Source organism: Streptomyces sp. SID5469 (assembly GCF_009862865.1).
Lineage (GTDB): Bacteria > Actinomycetota > Actinomycetes > Streptomycetales > Streptomycetaceae > Streptomyces > Streptomyces avermitilis.
This window is the reverse complement of the sequence record NZ_WWIN01000001.1, coordinates 3187042-3206417: the sequence shown is the minus strand read 5'-3', so window position 1 is coordinate 3206417 and position 19376 is coordinate 3187042. Positions and strand designations below refer to the sequence as shown.

Sequence of the window (19376 nt, the reverse complement as noted above, 5' to 3'; positions counted from 1 at the left end):
GCATCGACGGCGGCGGTTCGGGGAGTGGCGTCGGACTCTGGGAAACCTGAGACATCGATGTGGCGGCCTGGCGCAGCACATGACCGGCGGGGAGCTGACCCTCGGGGCGGTGCTGGCCCGGCTGGAAGAACGGGAACGCGAGATCGCCGCGCAGGCCGAGACGACGGGAGAGCAGATCGCGCAGCTGACCGCACGGCTGGACGAGCTCGGCAGAGCCGCCGAGGAGGTCAGGATCACCCGCAAGACGCTGCGGGTCGTCGGGACGGTCGAAGTGGCTGGTCAACCGGGGATCGGGAGGCTGTGGAGCCTGCCGATCGCGTGGGTGATGACGTCGGTCCAGGGCCATCGGACGGCGAAGCGGAGCCGGTGGCGGCGTCCGGTGTTCACGAGCTGAGCGGCGGCGGAGAACAGGCGCAGGCGGAGCTTCTTGGGTTCCCAGCGGCGGGTTTGGCCGGTCAGTGCGAGCATCGGCATCCAGGCGAGGAGGTCGAGTGCGAGGGGGATGATCTCCAGCCAGATCCGGTTCTGTGCGGTGTCGTGCAGGGGCAGGTTGCGCAGGCCGGTGTCGCGGGCGTTTCGGATGCGGTCCTCGCAGCGGGACGGTCTGCGGTGGCGCAGTTCGAGGTCGGCGAGCTGGCCGCCTGGGTGTTGGTGGCGAAGCAGGTCAGCCGCAGTCCGTCGAGGTCGGTGAAGCGCAACTGGGCGCCGGGGTGCGGGCGTTCCTTTCTGACGATCAGCCGCATCCCCTTCGGCCAAGTGGTCAGGTCGGGCATGTCGGTGATCTCCAGCGACCCAGGCGCCGGGCCGTTCGGTGCGGATCAGGGTCTGCCGTCCCCGCCGCAGGTGTTTGGGCAGTTGAGCCAGGGCGAGTTGGGCGGTTTCGATGTGGGCGGCAGCTGAGGGCGAAGGGCGGGCTGCCCCGGACGACCCTCACCAGACGGTGCAACCGGGCGCACGATGTGCACTCGGCCACGCCGGGTGAGCAGTAGGTGGCCCGCCGCACGGGGACGATGACGAGTTCCCTCGATCAGCGGGCCGGCCGCGGCGCCGACGCCTCCCTCCACGGCTTCCCGCCCCCCGGCCCCAGGGAGCGATCTTGTCCGGGCGAGCAGACAATGAGCGCGAGAGACCCTCTCGCGACAGTGGCGAGTGGCGAGTGGCGAGTGGCGAGAGGCGAGAGGTGGGGTTCTGCGGTCTGGAGGTCGTGGGACATGGGACCGGTGCGGCCATGACGGTCGAAGAGCGGACTCCTCAAGTCGGCGCACGCCTTCCCGTCGAGGCCGTGAGCCGCCACCCCGGGCCGATGGAGCGCGCCGGTCCCGCGGAGCCGCGGAACGTCCCGTCACCCGGCCCGCGGGACGAATGCGTGTCCATCCGGAACTTGGTGGCGCGGCTGAGGGCCGACTACCCCTCGGCCGACGCGGTCACCGTCGAGGTGACGGTCAGGACCGCGTACGACGTGTTCGGTGTGGCCAACCTGGCGGCCGGTCTCTTCCAGGGCTTCCCGGTCAGCACGAGCGGCTCCCGTACGGCGGTGGCGGAGCGCGCGGGGGCCAGAAGTCAGCTCACCGGGGTCGTCGGAGCGGCGCTCATCGTCCTCATGCTCGTGCTGGCTCCGGGCCTGTTCCGCAACCTCCCCCAGCCGGCCCTTGCCGCCGTGGTGATCACCGCGTCACTGTCGCTGGCCGACATCCCGGGAGCGGTACGACTGTGGCGGCAGCGCCGGACGGAGTTCCTGCTGTGCATCGCGGCCTTCGCCGGCGTGGCCCTGCTCGGCGTCCTGGAAGGCATCGCCATCGCCGTGGCCCTGTCCGTCCTCAACGTCTTCCGACGCGCCTGGTGGCCGTACAACACCGTGCTGGGGCGGGTGCAGGGCCTGGAGGGCTACCACGACGTCCGCTCCTACCCACAGGCCGGGCAACTGCCGGGCCTGGTGATCTACCGGTTCGACGCCCCGCTCATCTTCGCCAACGCCAAGGCCTTCCGCGACGAGATCAGGCGACTGGCCGACGCGGACCCGCGGCCGAGCTGGATCGTGATCGCGGCGGAGCCGATGACGGACGTGGACACCACCGCCGCCGACGTCCTGGAGGAACTCGACGAGACGCTCAACGCGAACCACGTACACCTCGTGTTCGCCGAGCTCAAGGACCCCGTACGGCGCAAGATCGAACGGTATGGGCTCACCCGCACCATCGACCCCCGGCACTTCTTCCCCACCGTGGAGGCCGCCGTCGCCGCCTTCCGGCTGCGCACCGGAGCGGAGTGGACGCCCCTCACCACCGCCGAACAGCCCGCCCGGCCCAAGCCCGACACCGCCGCTCCACCGCCCGCCGACGAGCGGTGACCGCCCTCCGGGTGGGAGAAATCGGTGTGCTTGGGCGAGCCGAGCCGAGCCGAGCCGAGTCGAGCCGCAGCCCGCGGCGGGCTGACGCCGGACGCCTTTGCATCTGGATCCGGCGTTGACCGAACGGGTGCGGGCGCGCAGCCGGTACGCCGGGAGCGAGTGGCGCTGCCGGCCCGGCCCCCGTCCGGGCGGACGGCTCCGGTCAGCGTCTTCCCGCGCGGGTGAGTGCGTCCTCCGCCTGCGCGGCCAGGGTGGCGACGAGATCGGCCGCGGACGGCAGATCCTTGATGAGGTCGATGGCCTCGCCGGCCCACACCGGCAGCGAGGGGATGTTTCCCTGCGCGACGTCGCGCTGGTAGTCCTGTCGGGCCCGGGGGTCCCCGGCGAGTTCGGCTTCCCGGCCCCGCCACCGGTCGAGGTAGGGGTGGCCGAGGGTGCGCGCGGTGTACTTCGACGGCCACCGAGAGCCCCGGGCGATGTCGAGCACCCGGTTGCGCTCGGTGTCCCCGCCATGTCCCTCGACGATCGCCTTGGCGGTCGAGGGGTCCACCAGGGCCTCGGTCGTGGCTTGGAAACGGGTGCCGACGAGCGCCCCGGCGGCGCCCAGAGCCAGGGCCGCCGCCACACCGCGGCCATCGGCGATCCCACCGGCTGCCAGCACCGGCACCGGTGCCGCCAGATCCACCACGACCGGCACGAACGGCAACGTGGAACGCCCCTGCCGGGCCCCGTGCCCACCGCTCTCGGTGCCCTGGGCCACGATGACATCGGCGCCCAGGTCGACCGCCTGCCTGGCCTCGTCCAGATCGGTCACCTGAACGATCAGCACAGCGCCCGCCGCGCGAACGCACTCCGCGAACGGGCTCGGGTCCCCGAAGGACAACATCACCGCCCGGGGGGTGTGCTCCAACGCCCGCTCGACCGTGCTGCGGTCGATCGCCCAGGTCTGGAAACCGATACCCCATGGCCTGCCGCCGGCCTGCGCAACGAGTGGCAGTTCGCGGGCCAGCCACTCCCGGTCCCCGCCCCCGGCGCCCAGCATGCCGAGCCCGCCGCCGCGAGAGACCGCCGCCGCCAGGGCACCGCCGGCCGATCCGCCCATCGGCGCCAGCGCGATCGGGTGTTGCACACCGAACAGTTCCGTGAACCGCGTCGACAGCCCCATAGCCGCCATCATGCCCCCCGGAGCACCCCGCGTGGGAAGGCGCCCGGCTGAAGGTCTGAGCCGCGCGGCTCTTCCCGCGCGGTAGGGGGCATGGGCATGGGTCACCCTGCCCATGCCCCCTACCAAGGGCGGTCTACGGCGCGTCCACCACCGTGCCCGTCCGCACGGGGTGGTCGGGAAGCGGCTCGGCGTTGTCGTCGGTCAGCGCGAGGCGTACCGACTCGGCCGGCTCGGCCAGTTGGTCCTTCACCGTCGGCACGACGAAGTCGGCGGTGGTGGCCCCGGCCGGAATGCTCGTCCACACCCACACGTTCGCCTTGGAGAGCGCGCGCTCCGGGTCGGGGAGGTCACCGGTGTGGTCCGTCAGCCACTGCGGGTCCACGTCCTTGGTGGACAACTCGGCGCCCTCGGTGACCGGAAGCGCCCGGACCGGCTGCCAGACGTCCACGTCGGCGGGCTCGGAGAGGGAGATCCGCCACGTCAGCGTCCCTCCCTCGGTCACCCGGTCCGTGACCGGCGTCATGGTGACCGCGGGCGCGGGGTCGTCGTTCACCGCGGTGACGCCGCCCCGGTACGAGCCGATGACGGCGCCGCGCACGGCCTTCGCGATGAGGTCGTTCTGCTCGTCGTAGCCGAAGCGCGTGTCGCCCTTCACCTTCACGGGCACGTCGATGGGGTTGCTGCCCGGCCGTACCGTGATCAGCTTGTCCTTGGCCCGTCCGGTGCCCGGGTCGAGGACGGAGAAGCGGACCTTGCCGCTGCCGTGCCCGGAGACCTGGACCGGGATGTGGTACGTACGGGTGCCCGAGTCGCCCTCCTTGACGGAGAGCCGGCCGATGTCGACGCGCGGCAGTGTCGCCGCCCTGGCCGCCGGGGTACCGGGGGCCCAGCCCCAGGCATCCATCAGCCAGGCCCGCCCGGACCGTGAACGCGGGGTCAGTTCGAGGGACTTGACGTGCCTCAGGTCGAGACCGGCGCGGGTGGCCGCCGTCAGCGGGACGCGCAGCTCGCGCGCCCAGTAGGAGGCGGTGCGCTCGGAGCCCGGCAGCCCGTCGGCCTGGACCCGGCCGAGCTTGGCCCGGCGGCCGGAGGAGTCGGTGACGGCCACGTCCAGCTTGGTGCCGGTCGCGTTCGGCGGCACGAACACGCGCAACGCCAGGCTTTTCGCACCGGAGAGGGACACCGGAGCGGCGGGGCGGACCTTCGCCGCCGTGCCCGGCGTCGACCACTTCAGCGCGACCGCGCCGCGGCCGGTCTCCTTCTCCGTCTGCCACCCCGCGAAGTGCGGCGACGACCCGTTGGTGTCGGGGTTCAGGCATGCCCTGGCCGGGTCGGGGTCGACCGCCGAGCACAGCCTGCCGCCGGTCACCTTCACCGGTGCGTCGGGCAGGAAGCCGCCCGTGCGGCGGGCGCCGACCGCGTGGGTCAGCACGCGGGCCGGGTCGGCCGAGGGGGCGCGCCGGCCCGAGCCGTCGAGCAGCGGGCGCACCCGGTCGTCGCCGGCGACGAACAGCCGGGCCGCGGCGGCGATATAGGTCGCGCCCGCCTGGTGCTGCCGGTCGGCGGTCAGCCGGGTGCGGGTGCCCGTGGAGCACACCGGGTCGGGCTGCCCTTCCGGGTCGTCCCAGAAGTCGTCGGAGGAGGGTGCCTCGGACTTGCCCGGCGTCCACTCGGTGTTGAAGAAGTTGTGGTTGGCGCCCACCACGTAGACGGCGCTGTGCAGGGCGGTGCCCCGGCTGACCCCGCGCGTCCCGTCGACGTACACCTCGCCCTGGAGGTCGGAGACGTCACCGTCGCAGCCGGGGAGGATCGTCGTGGACGGCACGTCGGCGACCGGATTCTGGCCGAAGATCGTCGGTCCGATGAGGACGGTCCCGCGGATCTTCCAGCGCACCGGGCCCCGGTAGCCGTCCTGCGCGGCGGGCGGCGGGTAGAGGCTGTCCATGGCGGCCCGGTTGACGCCCTCGCCGCCGCGCGAGTGGCCGACGAGCAGGACGCGGGACAGGTCGGCCTCGGCCGCGTCGGGCACGCCCGCCGGGGCGGAGCCCGGGTGGGCGGCCCAGCCGGCCCACTTGGCGAGGTGCTGCCGCACCAGCGAGGAGCGCGCCTGCGCACCGCCGTCCTCGGCGTCCCCGTCCTGGCCGTTGATGCCGTTCGCCGAGATCGACACCGTCACATAGCCCTGGGAGGCCAGCAGCTTCTGGTCCTTCAGATAGCCCTTGTGGCTCGGGATCGGCTGCGTGCCGGCCGCGCAGGGCCAGTCGATGGTCACGTCGTCCTCGGACCCACCGGGCTTGAAGCAGGTGGTGTGGCGGCCGTGGAGGAACAGCGCGAGCGGCCGCTTGCCGGTGGCGCCCTCGGGTGCGACGACGACGGCCTGCATCTCGACCGGCTGGGCGAAGCCGGGCAGCTTCACCGGGTCGAGGTCGTACTCGCCGGTGACCGTGCGGTACGAGCCCGGCCTGCCCGGGTCCACGGAGTTCGCCGGGAGCCGGGCCGGGGGCTGCGCGGCCGCCGCGGAGTTCCTCGGCTTCTTGGTGCCGGTGGTGCCGGCGGGCGCGTCCAACCGGCGTCCGGCCGCCAGGACTTGAAGGTCCTTCAGCGGGGTGGCTCTACCGAGAGCGAGCCGGAACGTGTGGCCGTCCTTGGCCGCCTTCGGCACCCCGAGCAGCCGGCCGTCCGCGTGGAACTCGACGCGGGCGTCGCCCACGGGCACGGCCCTGTCCGACCGCCAGACCAGTTCCCGCGCGACGCCCTCCCCGGTGACGCGCCAGCCCGGCGGCAGCGGACTGTCGGCCTCCGCTGTCAACGGCTTTGCCTGGGGCGGCTGTTGGGCCTGGGCCAGCCCCGGTGAGCCCGCCAGGGCCGCGAGCACGGCCAGGGCGGTGACACCTATTCGCCGGGTGCGGTTCAAGGGTCCCCTCCTCATACTTCGAGCGCGGGCGCCCCGTCGGTACCGGGGGCCCCTCGCGCCTCGAAGGAAGCGAAACGGGACCTGTGGGTTGCCTGTGCCGCGGAAGTGCGCCCGCACAGGACAAGAATCGAGTCACCCGTGATCGAATCTCCCGTACCCGCGGCGCGCCGGGCATGGCCGGCCGGCCCGGGGTGGTGCGCGGGACTACCGTCGGCGGCATGGACGGTGATCGCCGAGGGTGGCGCCAGTGTTTGCTCAGCGGGGCGGTGTTCGCCGTGTGCATGGTCGGCACCACGCTGCCGACCCCTCTCTACGGCCTCTATCAGGAGAAGTTCGGGTTCTCCGAGCTGACGGTGACCGTCGTGTACGCCGTGTACGCCTTCGGGGTCATCGGCATGCTGCTGCTGGCGGGCAACGCCTCGGACGCCGTGGGCAGGCGGCCGGTGCTGCTGGCGGGTCTGGGATTCGCGGCCGTGAGCGCCGTCTGTTTCCTGTGCGCGACCGGGCTGGGCTGGCTGTATGCGGGGCGGCTGCTGTCGGGGCTGTCCGCCGGCCTGTTCACCGGGGCCGCCACGGTGTACGTGATCGACCTGGCACCGTACGGCGGCGCCTCCCGGGCCACGTTCGTGGCGACGGCCGCCAACATGGGCGGGCTGGGCTGCGGTCCACTGCTCGCCGGTGTGCTCGCGCAGTACGCGGCCTGGCCGCTGTACCTGCCGTTCGTCGTGCACCTCGCGCTGGTGGCCGGCTCGGCCGCCGTCCTGCTGTGGCTTCCGGAGACCGTTCGGGAGCCGCGGCCGCTGAGCACGGTACGGCCGCAGCGTCCCGCTCTGCCCTCGCAGGTGCGGGCGGTGTTCGTGCCCGCGGCGACCGCATCGTTCGTGGGGTTCGCCCTGTTCGGGGTGTTCACGTCGGTCAGCCCGGCGTTCCTGGAGCAGTCCCTCGGCGTGGACAACCGCGCGGTGGTCGGGCTGATCGTCGCGCTGGCCTTCTTCGCCTCGACCGCCGGGCAGTTGATGGTCGGCCGGGTCGGGGTGGGGCGGTCGTTGCCGCTGGGCTGTGCCGGTCTCTTCGCCGGGCTGGCGCTGCTCGCGGGCGCCCTGCGGTGGGACCTGTTGTCGCTGGTGGTGCTGAGCGCGCTCGTCGGCGGGGGAGGGCAGGGGCTGGCGTTTCGCGGGGCGCTGTCGGCGGTGGCCGAGGCGTCTCCCGCGGACCGGCGTGCCGCAGTGATCTCCACGCTGTTCGTGGTGGCGTACGTGGGCATCTCGGTGCCGGTGATCGGGGTGGGGGTACTGACGGGTCCGATCGGCCTGGAGGGTGCGGGGCTGGTGTTCATCGCGTGCATGGCCGTCCTGGTCTCGACCGCGGCCGTCTACCTGCTCCGGCGGCCGGTACGGGCGAGGACGTGAGCGCGGGCGGACGCGGTCACGCCGGACCGCGCCGCCGCTCGCCTGCCGGCGGATCCGGCCGTCAGCCGGACCAGCCCGGTCGAGTCAATCCCCGTCAACTGGCCTGCGGCGCGGACCGGTCGGCAGCCGCCGAGGGACGTCGCGACGGTTTGTCCGTGCACTTCCTGGCGACAGCGCGGCGTGCGCCCGATGGCCGGCATCCTTTTGGCCGGCTCCGAGTGAGTCGGTCGAGGGCGCGGGGCGCGAACGGCCAGGGCGGTTTCGGTGGGGTCAGGTGTCCGCGGCCCGCGCGGTGACGGGCGTGCCGATCTCGACCGTGCGGCTGACCGTGCAGAGCCGGTCGTGGGAGGACTTGACCGCCCGGGGGAGGATCGCGCGGGCGCGGTCGCCGGGTTCACCGTCCGGGAAGGCGACGGAGAAGGTGACCACGAGGTCGGTCATCCGGTTGCCGAGCTCGTCACTGATCTTGTTGCCGGTGACGGTGACGGCGAATCCGGTGGGCTCCGCGTGGCGGCTGGTGGCGACGTCGACGTCTACCGCGGTGCAGCCCCCGATCGCGGCGAGCAACAGCTCGACCGGGGTGAAGTCGGTGTCGCCGGGATCGGAGCCGGTGCCGAAGCCGATCGTGCCGCCGCGCACGTTCGTCGCGGTGAAGTGGCCGGTGCTGGTCCGCTCGACGCTGACAGAGCGCAGGGTGTGTTCGGTCATGCCGCCGACATTAGTGTCGGGCTGCGCAGACCGCCGTGGATGTCGGTCCGGTCGAGGTGGAGCCTTGTGCGCGGAGTGCGCTGCGGACGGACGGACGGACGGACGGACGGACGGATGGACGGACGGACGGGCGGACGGGTGGGCGGACGGGTGGGCGGGCCACGGGCCGCACGGCGAACGGCGCGAGGCACGGGATCGCCGACGCAGGCATGTGCACCCTCCGTAGCGTCTCAGTCGACGTGCTCGTCGGGCGTAGCCGCGCCGTTCGCCGTGCGCGCGTCACCAGGTCCTGCCTGGTCAGGGGTGTCGAGAACCTCGTGCAGCCAGGCGCGTTCGGCACGGCTGGTGGCGCGGGCGACCCGCATCATGCCGCGCCGGTAGGGGTCGGCGACCTCCTCCGCGCGCACCGGGCGGTCGCCGTCGTAGAAGAAGCTCGCCGGCTCCTCCAGGAACGCCAGACGCCGGCGCAGCACCGCGTGCTGGTCGGCGATGTCCGGCAGCCGGGAGAGGAAGGCCAGGACCGTGAAGAACTGGCTGCCGTCGGTGATCGCCTGGTCGGCCGGGTGCCGCAGGCGCTGAAGCAGTTCGGCGTGGCCGGCCTCGGTCAGGCTCAGCACGTACCGCTGGGCGGCCGCCGCGCCCGGCTCGACACGTCGGTCCAGCAGCCCCCGCTTCACCAGACGGTTGATCGCCGGGTAGAGGCTGCCGTCGCTGACAGGGGTGGTGTGGCCGGACAGCTGCGCGATACGGCGGCGCAGTTCGTAGCCGTGCAGCGGGCCGCCTGCGAGGAAGCCGAGGATCGCGAGTTCGAGCATGGCCGCCATCATCCCACATCGAATCGATATACCCTGAAGCGATGCATACCTTGAAGCAACGCTTGAAGCGATGCATGTCTTGAAGCGATGCATACCTTGAATCGATGGATGACGAATCGATGCCGAGGCTGATGACTTCGAGCTGCTGACCGGCCCGGCCCCTCCCGCGCCAGCCCCCCGCCCCCCGCGCCGCGCCGCCCAGCGCGGCGCGGCGCGGGAGGGGCCGGACGCAAGGCCCGGTGTCAGGACTCCGTACCCGAGCCCGGCCGGTCACCTCCTGTTGCCTGTTCGATCGGGGGGACGTCGGGCAGGGCCGACTTCTCCTCGCCGCGGAAGGTGAAGGTCTTGGTCTCGCCCTCGCCCTCCGTGTCGACGACCACGATGTGGCCCGGACGCAGCTCCCCGAAGAGGATCTTCTCGGAGAGGGTGTCCTCGATCTCGCGCTGGATCGTGCGGCGCAGCGGCCGCGCCCCGAGCATGGGGTCGTAGCCCTTCTGCGCGAGCAGTTCCTTCGCGGACTGGGCGAGTTCGATGCCCATGTCCCGGTCCTTGAGGCGCTCGTCGACCTTGGTGATCATCAGGTCGACGATCGCGAGGATGTCGTCCCGCGTCAGTTGCGGGAAGACGACCACGTCGTCGACGCGGTTGAGGAACTCGGGGCGGAAGTGCCGTTTGAGCTCGTCCGCGACCTTGTTCTTCATGCGCTCGTAGGTGGACTTGGAGTCGCCCTGGGCGGCGAAGCCCAGGTTGAAGCCCTTGGAGATGTCCCGGGTGCCGAGGTTGGTCGTCATGATGATGACCGTGTTCTTGAAGTCCACGACCCGGCCCTGGGAGTCGGTCAGCCGACCGTCCTCCAGGATCTGCAGCAGCGAGTTGAAGATGTCCGCGTGGGCCTTCTCGACCTCGTCGAACAGGACCACGGAGAACGGCTTGCGGCGGACCTTCTCGGTCAGCTGCCCGCCCTCTTCGTAGCCCACGTAACCGGGAGGCGAACCGAACAGACGCGAGACCGTGTGCTTCTCGCTGAACTCCGACATGTCGAGGGAGATCAGCGCGTCCTCGTCACCGAACAGGAACTCCGCCAGGGCCCTCGACAGCTCGGTCTTACCGACACCGGACGGGCCCGCGAAGATGAACGAACCACCCGGACGCTTCGGGTCCTTCAGACCCGCACGCGTACGACGGATCGCCTTCGACAGCGCCTTGACGGCGTCCTTCTGGCCGATGACCCGCTTGTGGAGCTCGTCCTCCATGCGCAGGAGACGACTCGACTCCTCTTCTGTGAGCTTGAAGACGGGAATGCCCGTCGACGCGGCCAGAACTTCGGCGATCAGCTCGCCGTCGACCTCGGCGACGACGTCCATGTCGCCGGTCTTCCACTCCTTCTCCCGCTTGGCCTTCGCGGCCAGGAGCTGCTTCTCCTTGTCGCGAAGGGAGGCGGCTTTCTCGAAGTCCTGCGAGTCGATCGCGGACTCCTTGTCGTGGCGCACGCCCGCGATCTTCTCGTCGAACTCGCGCAGGTCCGGCGGCGCGGTCATCCGGCGGATCCGCATCCGGGAACCCGCCTCGTCGATCAGGTCGATCGCCTTGTCCGGGAGGAAGCGGTCCGAGACGTAGCGGTCGGCGAGCGTCGCCGCCTGCACCAGGGCCTCGTCCGTGATGGAGACACGGTGGTGTGCCTCGTAACGGTCCCGCAGGCCCTTGAGGATCTCGATCGTGTGGGGGAGGGAAGGCTCCGCCACCTGGATCGGCTGGAAACGCCGCTCGAGAGCCGCGTCCTTCTCCAGATACTTCTTGTACTCGTCGAGTGTGGTGGCGCCGATGGTCTGCAGCTCACCGCGGGCCAGCATCGGCTTCAGGATCGAAGCCGCGTCGATGGCGCCCTCGGCGGCACCCGCACCGACGAGCGTGTGCAGCTCGTCGATGAACAGGATGATGTCGCCGCGGGTGCGGATCTCCTTCAGCACCTTCTTCAGGCGCTCCTCGAAGTCACCGCGGTAGCGGGAACCGGCGACCAGCGCACCCAGGTCCAGGGTGTAGAGGTGCTTGTCCTTGAGGGTCTCGGGCACCTCGCCCTTGACGATCGCCTGAGCGAGGCCCTCGACGACGGCGGTCTTGCCGACACCGGGCTCACCGATCAGGACCGGGTTGTTCTTCGTACGGCGGGACAGCACCTGCATGACCCGCTCGATCTCCTTCTCGCGCCCGATGACCGGGTCGAGCTTGGACTCACGAGCGGCCTGGGTGAGATTCCGGCCGAACTGGTCGAGGACCAGGGACGTGGAGGGGGTGCCCTCGGCAGGACCGCCCTCGACGGTGCTCTCCTTGCCCTGGTGGTAACCGGAGAGCAGCTGGATGACCTGCTGCCGCACCCGGTTGAGGTCTGCGCCCAGCTTGACCAGGACCTGGGCGGCGACACCCTCGCCCTCACGGATCAGGCCGAGCAGGATGTGCTCCGTGCCGATGTAGTTGTGGCCCAGCTGAAGGGCCTCGCGGAGCGACAGCTCCAGGACCTTCTTGGCACGGGGAGTGAAGGGGATGTGCCCGGACGGGGCCTGCTGGCCCTGGCCGATGATCTCCTCCACCTGCTGGCGGACCGCCTCGAGCGAAATCCCGAGGCTCTCCAGGGCCTTGGCGGCGACACCCTCACCCTCGTGGATCAGGCCCAGGAGGATGTGCTCGGTGCCGATGTAGTTGTGGTTGAGCATCCGGGCTTCTTCCTGAGCCAGGACGACAACGCGCCGCGCGCGGTCGGTGAACCTCTCGAACATCGTTGATCGCTCCTCAGGAAGGGTGCGGTGGTCGTAGGGCCACGACGGGCGGTCGGGGCGGAGGCGGGACCGGGGTGCGGCGCATGACGTATGCCCTAGTTGTCCAGCTCGCCCGCGAGCGTCCGGGCCGCGTCGATCTCCTTGTCGTTCAGTCCCCAGTGTCCGGCTTCCCGGTCCTGTTTGGCCTGTTCGTCGATCCAGCGATTGTGCGCCTCCCACGCGGCCTGCTTGCTGGTGCCGAGGGCGGCGCCGATCTGTGACCAGGAGGCACCGGCCCGGCGGGCGGACCGTACGGAGAGCTGACGGCCGTAGGCCGCCTTGCGGGCGAGCACCTCGCCGAGCGCGAGAAGCTCAAGGGCTTCCTCGCGGGTCAGGGGTGCCGCCGATCCGGTGGCCTCGTCCGGCTCGGCGCCGTCCCCGCCGCCCCCGTCACCCAGGTCGTCCACGTCGTCCACGTCGTCCGGGGGCGGGGCGAGGGCGTCGCGTGTGCGCAGTGCGTCGAAACGCGCCGCGGCGGACAGCAGCGTGTACTGGCGCTCTAGCTCGTCAGGAGTGGCCACGTCTTCCACGGTGCCATCAAGCCACCTTGACGTCAACGCATCCTTACGTCAGACGGCGTCCTCGGGGTGAAGTGGCCCGGAATGCTTTTTGAACGCGTTCAAGTCGGGGGGTACGCTCCAGTCATGAGCGACAGAGTCGCCCTTCTCAAGGGCATCCGCGGGTGGCTGGTCGTCTTCGTCGTCTGCCTGGTGCTCAGCGGCGCCACGGCCTTCCCCCTGGTGCACGAACTGCGCTGGACCGAGGACCTGCTGCGGTCCCTTTCCGTGCCGGACCGCCTGCCCGGCCTGATGGACTGGATCGAGCGTGTCCGCCGCGGGCTCGACGCCACCGACGCGAAGTACCCCTTCGTGCTGTACGGCACGGACTGGCTGGCGTTCGCGCACCTCGTGATCGCGGTCGCCTTCTACGGCCCCTATCGCGACCCCGTCCGCAACATCTGGGTCGTCGAGTTCGGCATGATCGGCTGCGCCGGCATCGTCCCGCTCGCCCTCATCTGCGGTCCGATCCGCGGCATTCCCTTCTGGTGGTCGGTCGTCGACATGTCGTTCGGGGTCTTCGGGGTGATCCCGCTGTACGTCCTGCGCAAGAAGATCAAGCGGCTGGAGGCGCTCACGGCCGCCCCGCCCGCGGCCGCGGTCGTCACCGCCTGAGCGCCGCCGGCCGCCTCGCCGACCCCGGTCAACCCCCTTGGCGTGCCGACGTGTTGCCGGAGTCCCCGGGGCGGATGGAGCGAAAGTTCTTCGGCGGGAGGAAAAACTGTTATTGCGGAGGGCGGCACTCCGTCTCCTGTGGTGTCCGAGGACTCCACGCGTGGTGTCCGAGGGCTCCACGAGCCGACTGTGACCTGCGGCATAGCGCACGGGCAGGTCCAACCTGGTTCGGGGCATCCTGCTCTGATCAGCGCGCCATCGAAAGGGACGTACGTGGACGGGCGGCAGTGGCACTCCACCATCGCGGCCGCGCAGGCCGGTGACCGGGAGGCACTCGACGAGCTGGTCGCGGGCTGGCTGCCGCTGGTCTACAACGTCGTCGGCCGCGCCCTGGGCGGCCACGCGGACGTCGACGACGTCGTGCAGGAGACCATGCTGCGCGCCGTCGACCACCTCGGCTCGCTGCGCGATCCGGACAGCTTCCGGTCGTGGCTGGTCGCGATCGCGATGCGGCAGATACGTGACCGGGCCCGGCGGCGCACGGCGGAGCCCCTGACCGACGGCGCGGGCGACCAGGCCGTGGACTTCGCCGAACTCACCGTTCTGCGGCTCCAGTTGGAGGGCCAGCGGCGTGAGGTCGCGGAGGCGGTGCGCTGGCTCGACGCCGAGGACCGGCAGCTGCTGTCCCTGTGGTGGCTGGAGGTCGCGGGCGAACTGACCCGGCGTGAGCTGGCGGCGGCGGTCGGCATCAGCCGTCAGCATGCCGCCGTACGGGTGCAGCGGACGAAGGCCCGCCTGGAGACCGCGCGCGGCATCGTGCGTGCCCTCGACTCGTCCTGCCCCGAGCTGCGTGACATGACCGCCCGCTGGAGCGGACGGCCCGACTCGGTGTGGCGCAAGAGGCTGGCCCGGCACATCCGGGGCTGCGGGTACTGCGCCGGGCCGGGCGAGGCGGTCGTACCGGCAGAGCGGCTCCTCGCCGGGATCGCGCTCGTTCCGGTCCCGGCCGGTTTCACCCTGTCGCTGGCGCTCGGCGGCAAACCGGCGGCGGCCGCCACGGCGGCGTCGGCCGGCTGGTCCGCCAAGGTGCTCGGTGTGCTCGGCAAGCCCGCCGTCGCGGTCACGGCGGGCGCGACCTTCGCGGCGGGCGGCGTGTACGTCGTGACGCAGACGCCCGACCACCCGCCGCGCCGGGCTGTCGCCGCGCCGACGGCGGCGAGCACGGCGCGCCCGCCGTCGGTCACCCGGTCCGCCTCGCCGAGCCCCAGCCGCACCACGAGCCCCAGCCCGAGCCCGTCGAAGACCCGGGTCCCGCTGTACGGCACTGTCGTCGACGCCGTCGACAGCGCGCCCTCGGCGGATACGCCGCCCAAGGTGCTGCCCCGCCGTGCCGAGAAGGGCGTCACCGCGACGGGCGCACCCGCGACCGGTCTGACCCATCGCGGCGAGACGGTCACCCTCAGCGGAGAGGGCTATTTCCGGGTCCGGTGGCAGATCCAGCCCAAGGAACGTCCGGGGAGCGTCGCGATGCCGGCCTGGACCGGACTCGACGGCAGGCTCTTCCACGTCGCCTCGGGCGGCGGCCACCGTATGGACGATCCGCAGCCCGGCACCACGGACGGCACGACCTGGATGGGCGGTCCGGCCACCGGCCTGGCCGTACTGCCGTCCGGCACCCAGCAGATGTGGCAGAACGAGTACTTCTGGATCGACGGCACCGTCACCCTCCACCAGAACGAGCGCGGCGCCGACTACAACCTCTTCGTCGAGACCTCGTCCTGGGGCAAGGCGGCCCAGGACGTCCGCACGGGGCCCGAACAGGGCGCCGTCCGCTACGGCCTCGTACGCGACAACGGCAAGGACACGGCCCCGGTGCCGCAGTACCTGACGCGGTCCGCCCCCGCGGACCCGGCGACGGTACGGCAGCGCTCCCGCGTCACTCCCTGAACCCCCATTGACTCGGTCCCCCCGTGACTAAGTCCCCCCTCATGAACGGCCCCCCATGAACGGCCCCCCATGAATCGGCCCCCCATGAATCGGCCCCCGTGGCTCGGGCCTCGTGAGACTCAGTCCTTGCGCAACGCGCACAACGCGTCGATACGGTTCGTCGTGATCGCGTCGACGCCCATGTCGAGCAGACGCCGCATCGAACGGCGGGTGTCGGGGGTCCACGCCGACAGCAGATAGCCCTCGCGGTGCACGCGTGCCGTGAGCTCGCGGTCGACCAGCGAGAAGCGGTAGTTGAGCCAGCGCGGGCGCACCGCGTCGAGCAGCGCGGGGCGCGGCGGTGCGAGCGTCGTCCAGGTCAGGGCGATCTCGGCGGCGGGGTCGGCCGCGCGCACCGCGAGCATGGCCGGGGCCCCGGCGCAGTAGTACACGCGCTCCTCGGCTCCGTACTCCCGGATGACGTCGACGATCCTGCGCACCGCCCGGGGGCCGGCACCCGGCAGGTCCAGCATGACCCGGCTCTCCCCGGTGGCCGCCAGCGCGTCGACCAGCGTCGGCACCCCGCCGTCCGTCAGCCCCCGGACCTCGTCCCAGGAGAGCGACCGCAGCGGCCGGTCCTGCTCCCACAGCCGCTTCAGCGTCTCGTCGTGCAGCAGCACGGGAACGCCGTCACGGGTGAGCCGTACGTCGATCTCGACCGCGTCCGCGCCCTGCCGGAGCGCGGAACGCAGCGAGTCGATCGTGTTCTCGCGGACGCGATAGGGGTCGCCACGGTGGGCGACGGCTGTCACGGTGCGCATGGGATCCCTCGTGATCGTGGCGTGCTGGTGGTTCAGGGCGCGAGCCATGCCGCGGTGTACGTGTCGATCTCGGCGGCGATCCGGGCCTTGCCCGCGGCGTCGAGGAAGGACGCCTCGACGCTGTTCTTGGCGAGGCCGGCGAGGCCCCGCTCGTCGAGGTCGAGGAGGCGGGCGGCGATCGCGTACTCGTTGTTGAGGTCGGTGCCGAACATCGGCGGGTCGTCGGAGTTGATGGTGACGACGACGCCGGCCCGGACGAACTCCTTGACGGGGTGCTCGTCGAGCGTGCGGACCGCGCGGGTCGCGATGTTGGAGGTCGGGCAGACCTCCAGCGGGATGCGGTGCTCGGCGAGGTGGGCGAGCAGCTTCGGGTCCTGGGCGGAGCTGGTGCCATGTCCGATGCGTTCGGCGCGCAGGTCGGTGAGGGCGTCCCAGACCGTCTCGGGTCCGGTCGTCTCACCGGCGTGCGGCACGGACCGCAGCCCGGCGGCGATCGCCCGGTCGAAGTACGGCTTGAACTGCGGGCGCGGTACGCCGATCTCGGGGCCGCCGAGCCCGAAGGAGACGAGCCCCTCGGGGCGCAGCCGGTCGTCGGTGGCGAGCCGCACCGTCTCCTCGGCGGACTCCAGGCCCGCCTCGCCGGGGATGTCGAAGCACCAGCGCAGTACGGTCCCGAACTCGGCCTCGGCCGACTTGCGGGCGTCCTCGATGGCGTCCATGAACGCGCGCTCGTCGATGCCGCGCCGGGTGGAGGAGAACGGGGTGATGGTCAGCTCGGCGTACCGCACCTGCTGCCGGGCGAGTTCACGGGCGACCTCGTACGTCAGCAGCCGGACGTCCTCGGGGGTTCGGATGAGGTCGACGACGGACAGGTACACCTTGATGAAGTGGGCGAAGTCCGTGAACGTGAAGTAGTCGGCCAGGGCCTCGGGGTCGGTCGGCACGCTGGAGTCGGGGTGGCGGGCGGCCAGCTCCGAGACGATGCGGGGGGAGGCGGAGCCGACGTGATGCACGTGCAGTTCGGCCTTCGGCAGTCCGGCGATGAAGGAGTGCAGGTCGCGCCCGGTCTGGGCGTCGCGGGTGCCACGGGCGTCGAAGTGCTCGGTCAAGGGTTCCTCCCCAGGAACGGCGTCCTCGCACCGGCTGCGGGCGGGACGCGGGTGATCGGCTGATCGGTGACTCAGGGATCATCGTAGGCTGCGGCCCCCGCGAGGGAGGCTCGGGCCGTAGCATGACGGAACGCACGACAGAGGGGACCCCGCGCATGTCCGACGACGCTCAGGCGCCCAAGGCACCGGAGAACGCCGCGCCGGACCCGTGGGCACCCCCGGAGCCGGGCACCCCGGCCGACGCGAGGGCGCAGGGTGCGCAGCAGGCGGACGCGGTACCCGTGCCGCGGGTGGATCCGGGCAAGGGTGTCGAGGACGCCCGACCCGAGCCGAACCCGTGGGCACCCCCGGCGGACACGGCACCGCAGCCCGGCGGCGGCATATCACCCGAGGACACGGTGCTCTCGGGCGACAGCGTCCCCGCCGTACCGCACGACGACACCGGGCTCCACGCCGACATCGCCGCTGGATCGCCCCAGGACACTCTCGTTTACGGCGACGGCATCCCTTCCGCGCCCCGGGACGCGGCGTCGTCCGGTGACAGCGCCGCCGCCGCGTCCCAGGACACCGCCCCCGCACCTCAGGACACGGCGGTCCCGGGTGTCGGTACACCCTCCGTGCACGACCAGGCCACCGTCGTCTCCGTGCCGGGCGCGGGCACGCCGCCCGACGCGGGTGCGTCGGGCGCGCCGCTCTGGCAGAACCCCTTCGCCCCGCCGGCCGCCGACGCACCGACGCCCCCTTCGCCGCACCCGGCGCCGCTCAGGCCTCGCCTGCCGCCTCACCGGCCTCGTCGGGCAACCCCTTCGCCCCGCCGACGCCACCGCAGGCCCACACGCCGCCGTCGTCCGCCGCCAACCCGTTCGCCGCCCCCGTCAGCGGTTCGGACAACCCCTTCGCACCCCCTGCTTCCCCCGCCTCCTTCGCCCAGCCGGCCCCTGGTGAGCCCGTCCCCCCGCCGCCCATCGGTCCCGACGGGCCCGGACAGGTCCCGTACGGCTACCCCCAGTACCCCGCTCCCGGCTACCCCCAGTACCCCGGGCCCGGCTACCCGGGATCCGGTCACCCCGCCCCCGGCTACCCCGCGGGCCCCGCCCACGGATCCCCGTACGGACCCCACGCGGGCGCACCCGGCTACGGCTGGCCGGGGATGCCCCTCCCGCCGAGCAACGGCATGGGCACCGCCGCGCTGGTGCTCGGCATCATCTCGACCGTCGTGTTCTGTCTCTGGCCGCTCGCCATCGTCATGGGCGTGCTCAGCGTCGTCTTCGGTGTGATCGGCCGCCGCAGAGCGCGCCGGGGAGAGGCGACGAATGCCGGCCAAGCCCTCGCCGGGATCATCTGCGGAGCGGTCGGCATCGTGCTCGGTGTCGCCTTCATGGTGATCATCTTCGCCGCCGCGGAGAGCAGCAGCGACCCGTGGAGCACCACCGACGACAGCTACTCCACGTCCCTGGTCGTGCACGCGGACCGCTAGGTCCCGAGCCACCGGACACGCCCTAGCGGTCGCCGGCCGCCAGTCGTTCCCGTGCCTCCATCAGCGCGAACCCCAGCAGATTCGGGCCCCGCCACCGATCCGGGTCGCCTGCCCGCTCGTCGTCCGCCGCGAGGCCGATGCCCCACACGCGGTCCAGGGGGCTCGCCTCGACCAGCACCCGCCCGGACGTGCCCAGCAGGAACGCCTGCAGATCCATGTGCGCGGCGAACTTGTGGATGCTGCCCTCGACCACGATCCCGTACCGCTCGCGCGCCCATATGGCCTCGTCGAAGCCGCGCACCAGCCGCCCCGCCTTCTTGGCGTGCGCGGGAGTGGGCGCCTCGATCGCGCGCCGCTGAGCCTCCTCGTCCCCGAAGAGCCGAGCCTTCGCCGCCATCATCCAGTGCTCCGCCGTCGTGTACTCCACGCCGTCCACGGTGAACGGAGACGGCCACCACTGGCTCAGGCAGCTCGCCCCCACCCGTCCGTCCGGTCGCGGCCGGTGTCCCCAGAAGTGCAGGTACTTGATCCTCGCCCCCGCGTGGACCTCCCTGACCAGGGCTTCCCAAGAATCGATCTTCCCCATGCACGCGAGTCTGGCACGCACCACTGACACTCCGTCCTGCCTTTTCCGTGAGGACTCGACACCTGGTCGACAGATTCCGTCGCGTAACCAAAAGGCAACAACGGAATCACTTGTTGG

General features: G+C 71.7%; 14 protein-coding genes and 3 pseudogenes. 6 read left to right on the top strand and 11 right to left on the bottom strand.

The window, feature by feature from the left end; all coding sequences use genetic code 11:
• Window positions 1-79 precede the first annotated feature (79 nt).
• Entirely contained in the window at window positions 80-394 is a 315-nt protein-coding gene (locus tag GTY58_RS39595; protein WP_037649709.1) for a hypothetical protein, read from the top strand.
• Here GTY58_RS39595 and GTY58_RS13650 read toward each other — a convergent pair.
• Window positions 280-807 (bottom strand): annotated as a pseudogene (locus tag GTY58_RS13650) (transposase); the annotation flags it as partial. The gene GTY58_RS39595 and the pseudogene GTY58_RS13650 sit on opposite strands and share 115 nt — an antisense overlap.
• Window positions 808-1465: 658 nt before the next feature.
• On the opposite strand from GTY58_RS13650, the pseudogene GTY58_RS13645 reads away from it, so the two are divergent.
• A pseudogene (locus GTY58_RS13645) lies at window positions 1466-2347 on the top strand (SulP family inorganic anion transporter); the annotation flags it as partial.
• Between the two features lie 202 nt (window positions 2348-2549).
• Here the strand turns inward: GTY58_RS13645 and GTY58_RS13640 are convergent.
• Both GTY58_RS13640 and GTY58_RS13635 read right to left on the bottom strand, forming a co-directional pair.
• Window positions 2550-3512, bottom strand: a complete 963-nt coding sequence (locus GTY58_RS13640; protein ID WP_037649705.1) for a nitronate monooxygenase — start codon at window positions 3510-3512, stop codon at window positions 2550-2552.
• 133 nt (window positions 3513-3645) lie between these two features.
• Window positions 3646-6441, bottom strand: coding sequence for a hypothetical protein (locus GTY58_RS13635; protein ID WP_010984040.1), 2796 nt, complete (start codon window positions 6439-6441; stop codon window positions 3646-3648).
• A gap of 203 nt (window positions 6442-6644) precedes the next feature.
• Here GTY58_RS13635 and GTY58_RS13630 point away from each other — a divergent pair, with 203 nt between their 5' ends.
• The gene (locus GTY58_RS13630) at window positions 6645-7835 is read left to right on the top strand and encodes an MFS transporter (RefSeq protein ID WP_037649786.1); all 1191 of its coding nucleotides are present in this window, start codon (window positions 6645-6647) and stop codon (window positions 7833-7835) included.
• A 270-nt stretch (window positions 7836-8105) separates the two neighbouring features.
• Here GTY58_RS13630 and GTY58_RS13625 read toward each other — a convergent pair whose 3' ends face one another.
• The 4 genes from GTY58_RS13625 to GTY58_RS13610 all read right to left on the bottom strand — a co-directional run bounded on the left by GTY58_RS13625 (window position 8106) and on the right by GTY58_RS13610 (window position 12689).
• Complete coding sequence (locus tag GTY58_RS13625) at window positions 8106-8543, bottom strand: OsmC family protein (RefSeq protein WP_010984038.1); 438 nt, start codon at window positions 8541-8543, stop codon at window positions 8106-8108.
• Window positions 8544-8773: 230 nt separating this feature from the next.
• Complete coding sequence (locus GTY58_RS13620) at window positions 8774-9358, bottom strand: PadR family transcriptional regulator (RefSeq protein WP_078234493.1); 585 nt, start codon at window positions 9356-9358, stop codon at window positions 8774-8776.
• 242 nt (window positions 9359-9600) lie between these two features.
• A complete protein-coding gene (locus GTY58_RS13615) occupies window positions 9601-12129 on the bottom strand; it encodes an ATP-dependent Clp protease ATP-binding subunit (RefSeq protein ID WP_010984036.1) in 2529 nt (842 codons plus the stop codon).
• Between the two features lie 95 nt (window positions 12130-12224).
• Entirely contained in the window at window positions 12225-12689 is a 465-nt protein-coding gene (locus GTY58_RS13610) for a hypothetical protein (RefSeq protein ID WP_037652091.1), read from the bottom strand.
• A 123-nt stretch (window positions 12690-12812) separates the two neighbouring features.
• On the opposite strand from GTY58_RS13610, the gene GTY58_RS13605 reads away from it, so the two are divergent.
• Both GTY58_RS13605 and GTY58_RS13600 read left to right on the top strand, forming a co-directional pair.
• A complete protein-coding gene (locus GTY58_RS13605; RefSeq protein ID WP_037652067.1) occupies window positions 12813-13340 on the top strand; it encodes a hypothetical protein in 528 nt (175 codons plus the stop codon).
• Between the two features lie 273 nt (window positions 13341-13613).
• On the top strand, window positions 13614-15287 hold the full coding sequence (locus GTY58_RS13600; RefSeq protein WP_037652065.1) for a sigma-70 family RNA polymerase sigma factor: 1674 nt from the start codon (window positions 13614-13616) through the stop codon (window positions 15285-15287).
• Window positions 15288-15406: 119 nt separating this feature from the next.
• Here the strand turns inward: GTY58_RS13600 and GTY58_RS13595 are convergent, their stop codons facing one another.
• The 3 genes and pseudogenes from GTY58_RS13595 to GTY58_RS41330 all read right to left on the bottom strand — a co-directional run bounded on the left by GTY58_RS13595 (window position 15407) and on the right by GTY58_RS41330 (window position 18087).
• The gene (locus tag GTY58_RS13595) at window positions 15407-16087 is read right to left on the bottom strand and encodes a glycerophosphodiester phosphodiesterase (RefSeq protein ID WP_010984032.1); all 681 of its coding nucleotides are present in this window, start codon (window positions 16085-16087) and stop codon (window positions 15407-15409) included.
• Between the two features lie 32 nt (window positions 16088-16119).
• Window positions 16120-17252: pseudogene (locus GTY58_RS13590) on the bottom strand (adenosine deaminase).
• Between the two features lie 706 nt (window positions 17253-17958).
• Window positions 17959-18087: a hypothetical protein gene (locus tag GTY58_RS41330; protein ID WP_261172585.1), complete on the bottom strand. Its 129-nt coding sequence runs from the start codon at window positions 18085-18087 to the stop codon at window positions 17959-17961.
• A 259-nt stretch (window positions 18088-18346) separates the two neighbouring features.
• Between GTY58_RS41330 and GTY58_RS40645 the strand changes: the two genes are divergently transcribed.
• Entirely contained in the window at window positions 18347-18673 is a 327-nt protein-coding gene (locus GTY58_RS40645; RefSeq protein WP_010984030.1) for a DUF4190 domain-containing protein, read from the top strand.
• A gap of 22 nt (window positions 18674-18695) precedes the next feature.
• Here GTY58_RS40645 and GTY58_RS13580 read toward each other — a convergent pair whose 3' ends face one another.
• Window positions 18696-19259, bottom strand: a complete 564-nt coding sequence (locus GTY58_RS13580) for an NADAR family protein (RefSeq protein WP_171033195.1) — start codon at window positions 19257-19259, stop codon at window positions 18696-18698.
• Between the last annotated feature and the right edge of the window lie 117 nt (window positions 19260-19376).

What these genes read in the sequence shown, in the direction of transcription:
- GTY58_RS39595 (WP_037649709.1), top strand. Translation starts at nt 80, where the DNA reads ATGACCGGCGGGGAGCTGACCCTCGGGGCGGTGCTGGCCCGGCTGGAA.
- GTY58_RS13640 (WP_037649705.1), bottom strand. Translation starts at nt 3,512, where the DNA reads ATGGGGCTGTCGACGCGGTTCACGGAACTGTTCGGTGTGCAACACCCG.
- GTY58_RS13635 (WP_010984040.1), bottom strand. Translation starts at nt 6,441, where the DNA reads ATGAGGAGGGGACCCTTGAACCGCACCCGGCGAATAGGTGTCACCGCC.
- GTY58_RS13630 (WP_037649786.1), top strand. Translation starts at nt 6,645, where the DNA reads ATGGACGGTGATCGCCGAGGGTGGCGCCAGTGTTTGCTCAGCGGGGCG.
- GTY58_RS13625 (WP_010984038.1), bottom strand. Translation starts at nt 8,543, where the DNA reads ATGACCGAACACACCCTGCGCTCTGTCAGCGTCGAGCGGACCAGCACC.
- GTY58_RS13620 (WP_078234493.1), bottom strand. Translation starts at nt 9,358, where the DNA reads ATGCTCGAACTCGCGATCCTCGGCTTCCTCGCAGGCGGCCCGCTGCAC.
- GTY58_RS13615 (WP_010984036.1), bottom strand. Translation starts at nt 12,129, where the DNA reads ATGTTCGAGAGGTTCACCGACCGCGCGCGGCGCGTTGTCGTCCTGGCT.
- GTY58_RS13605 (WP_037652067.1), top strand. Translation starts at nt 12,813, where the DNA reads ATGAGCGACAGAGTCGCCCTTCTCAAGGGCATCCGCGGGTGGCTGGTC.
- GTY58_RS13595 (WP_010984032.1), bottom strand. Translation starts at nt 16,087, where the DNA reads ATGCGCACCGTGACAGCCGTCGCCCACCGTGGCGACCCCTATCGCGTC.
- GTY58_RS40645 (WP_010984030.1), top strand. Translation starts at nt 18,347, where the DNA reads ATGCCCCTCCCGCCGAGCAACGGCATGGGCACCGCCGCGCTGGTGCTC.
- GTY58_RS13580 (WP_171033195.1), bottom strand. Translation starts at nt 19,259, where the DNA reads ATGGGGAAGATCGATTCTTGGGAAGCCCTGGTCAGGGAGGTCCACGCG.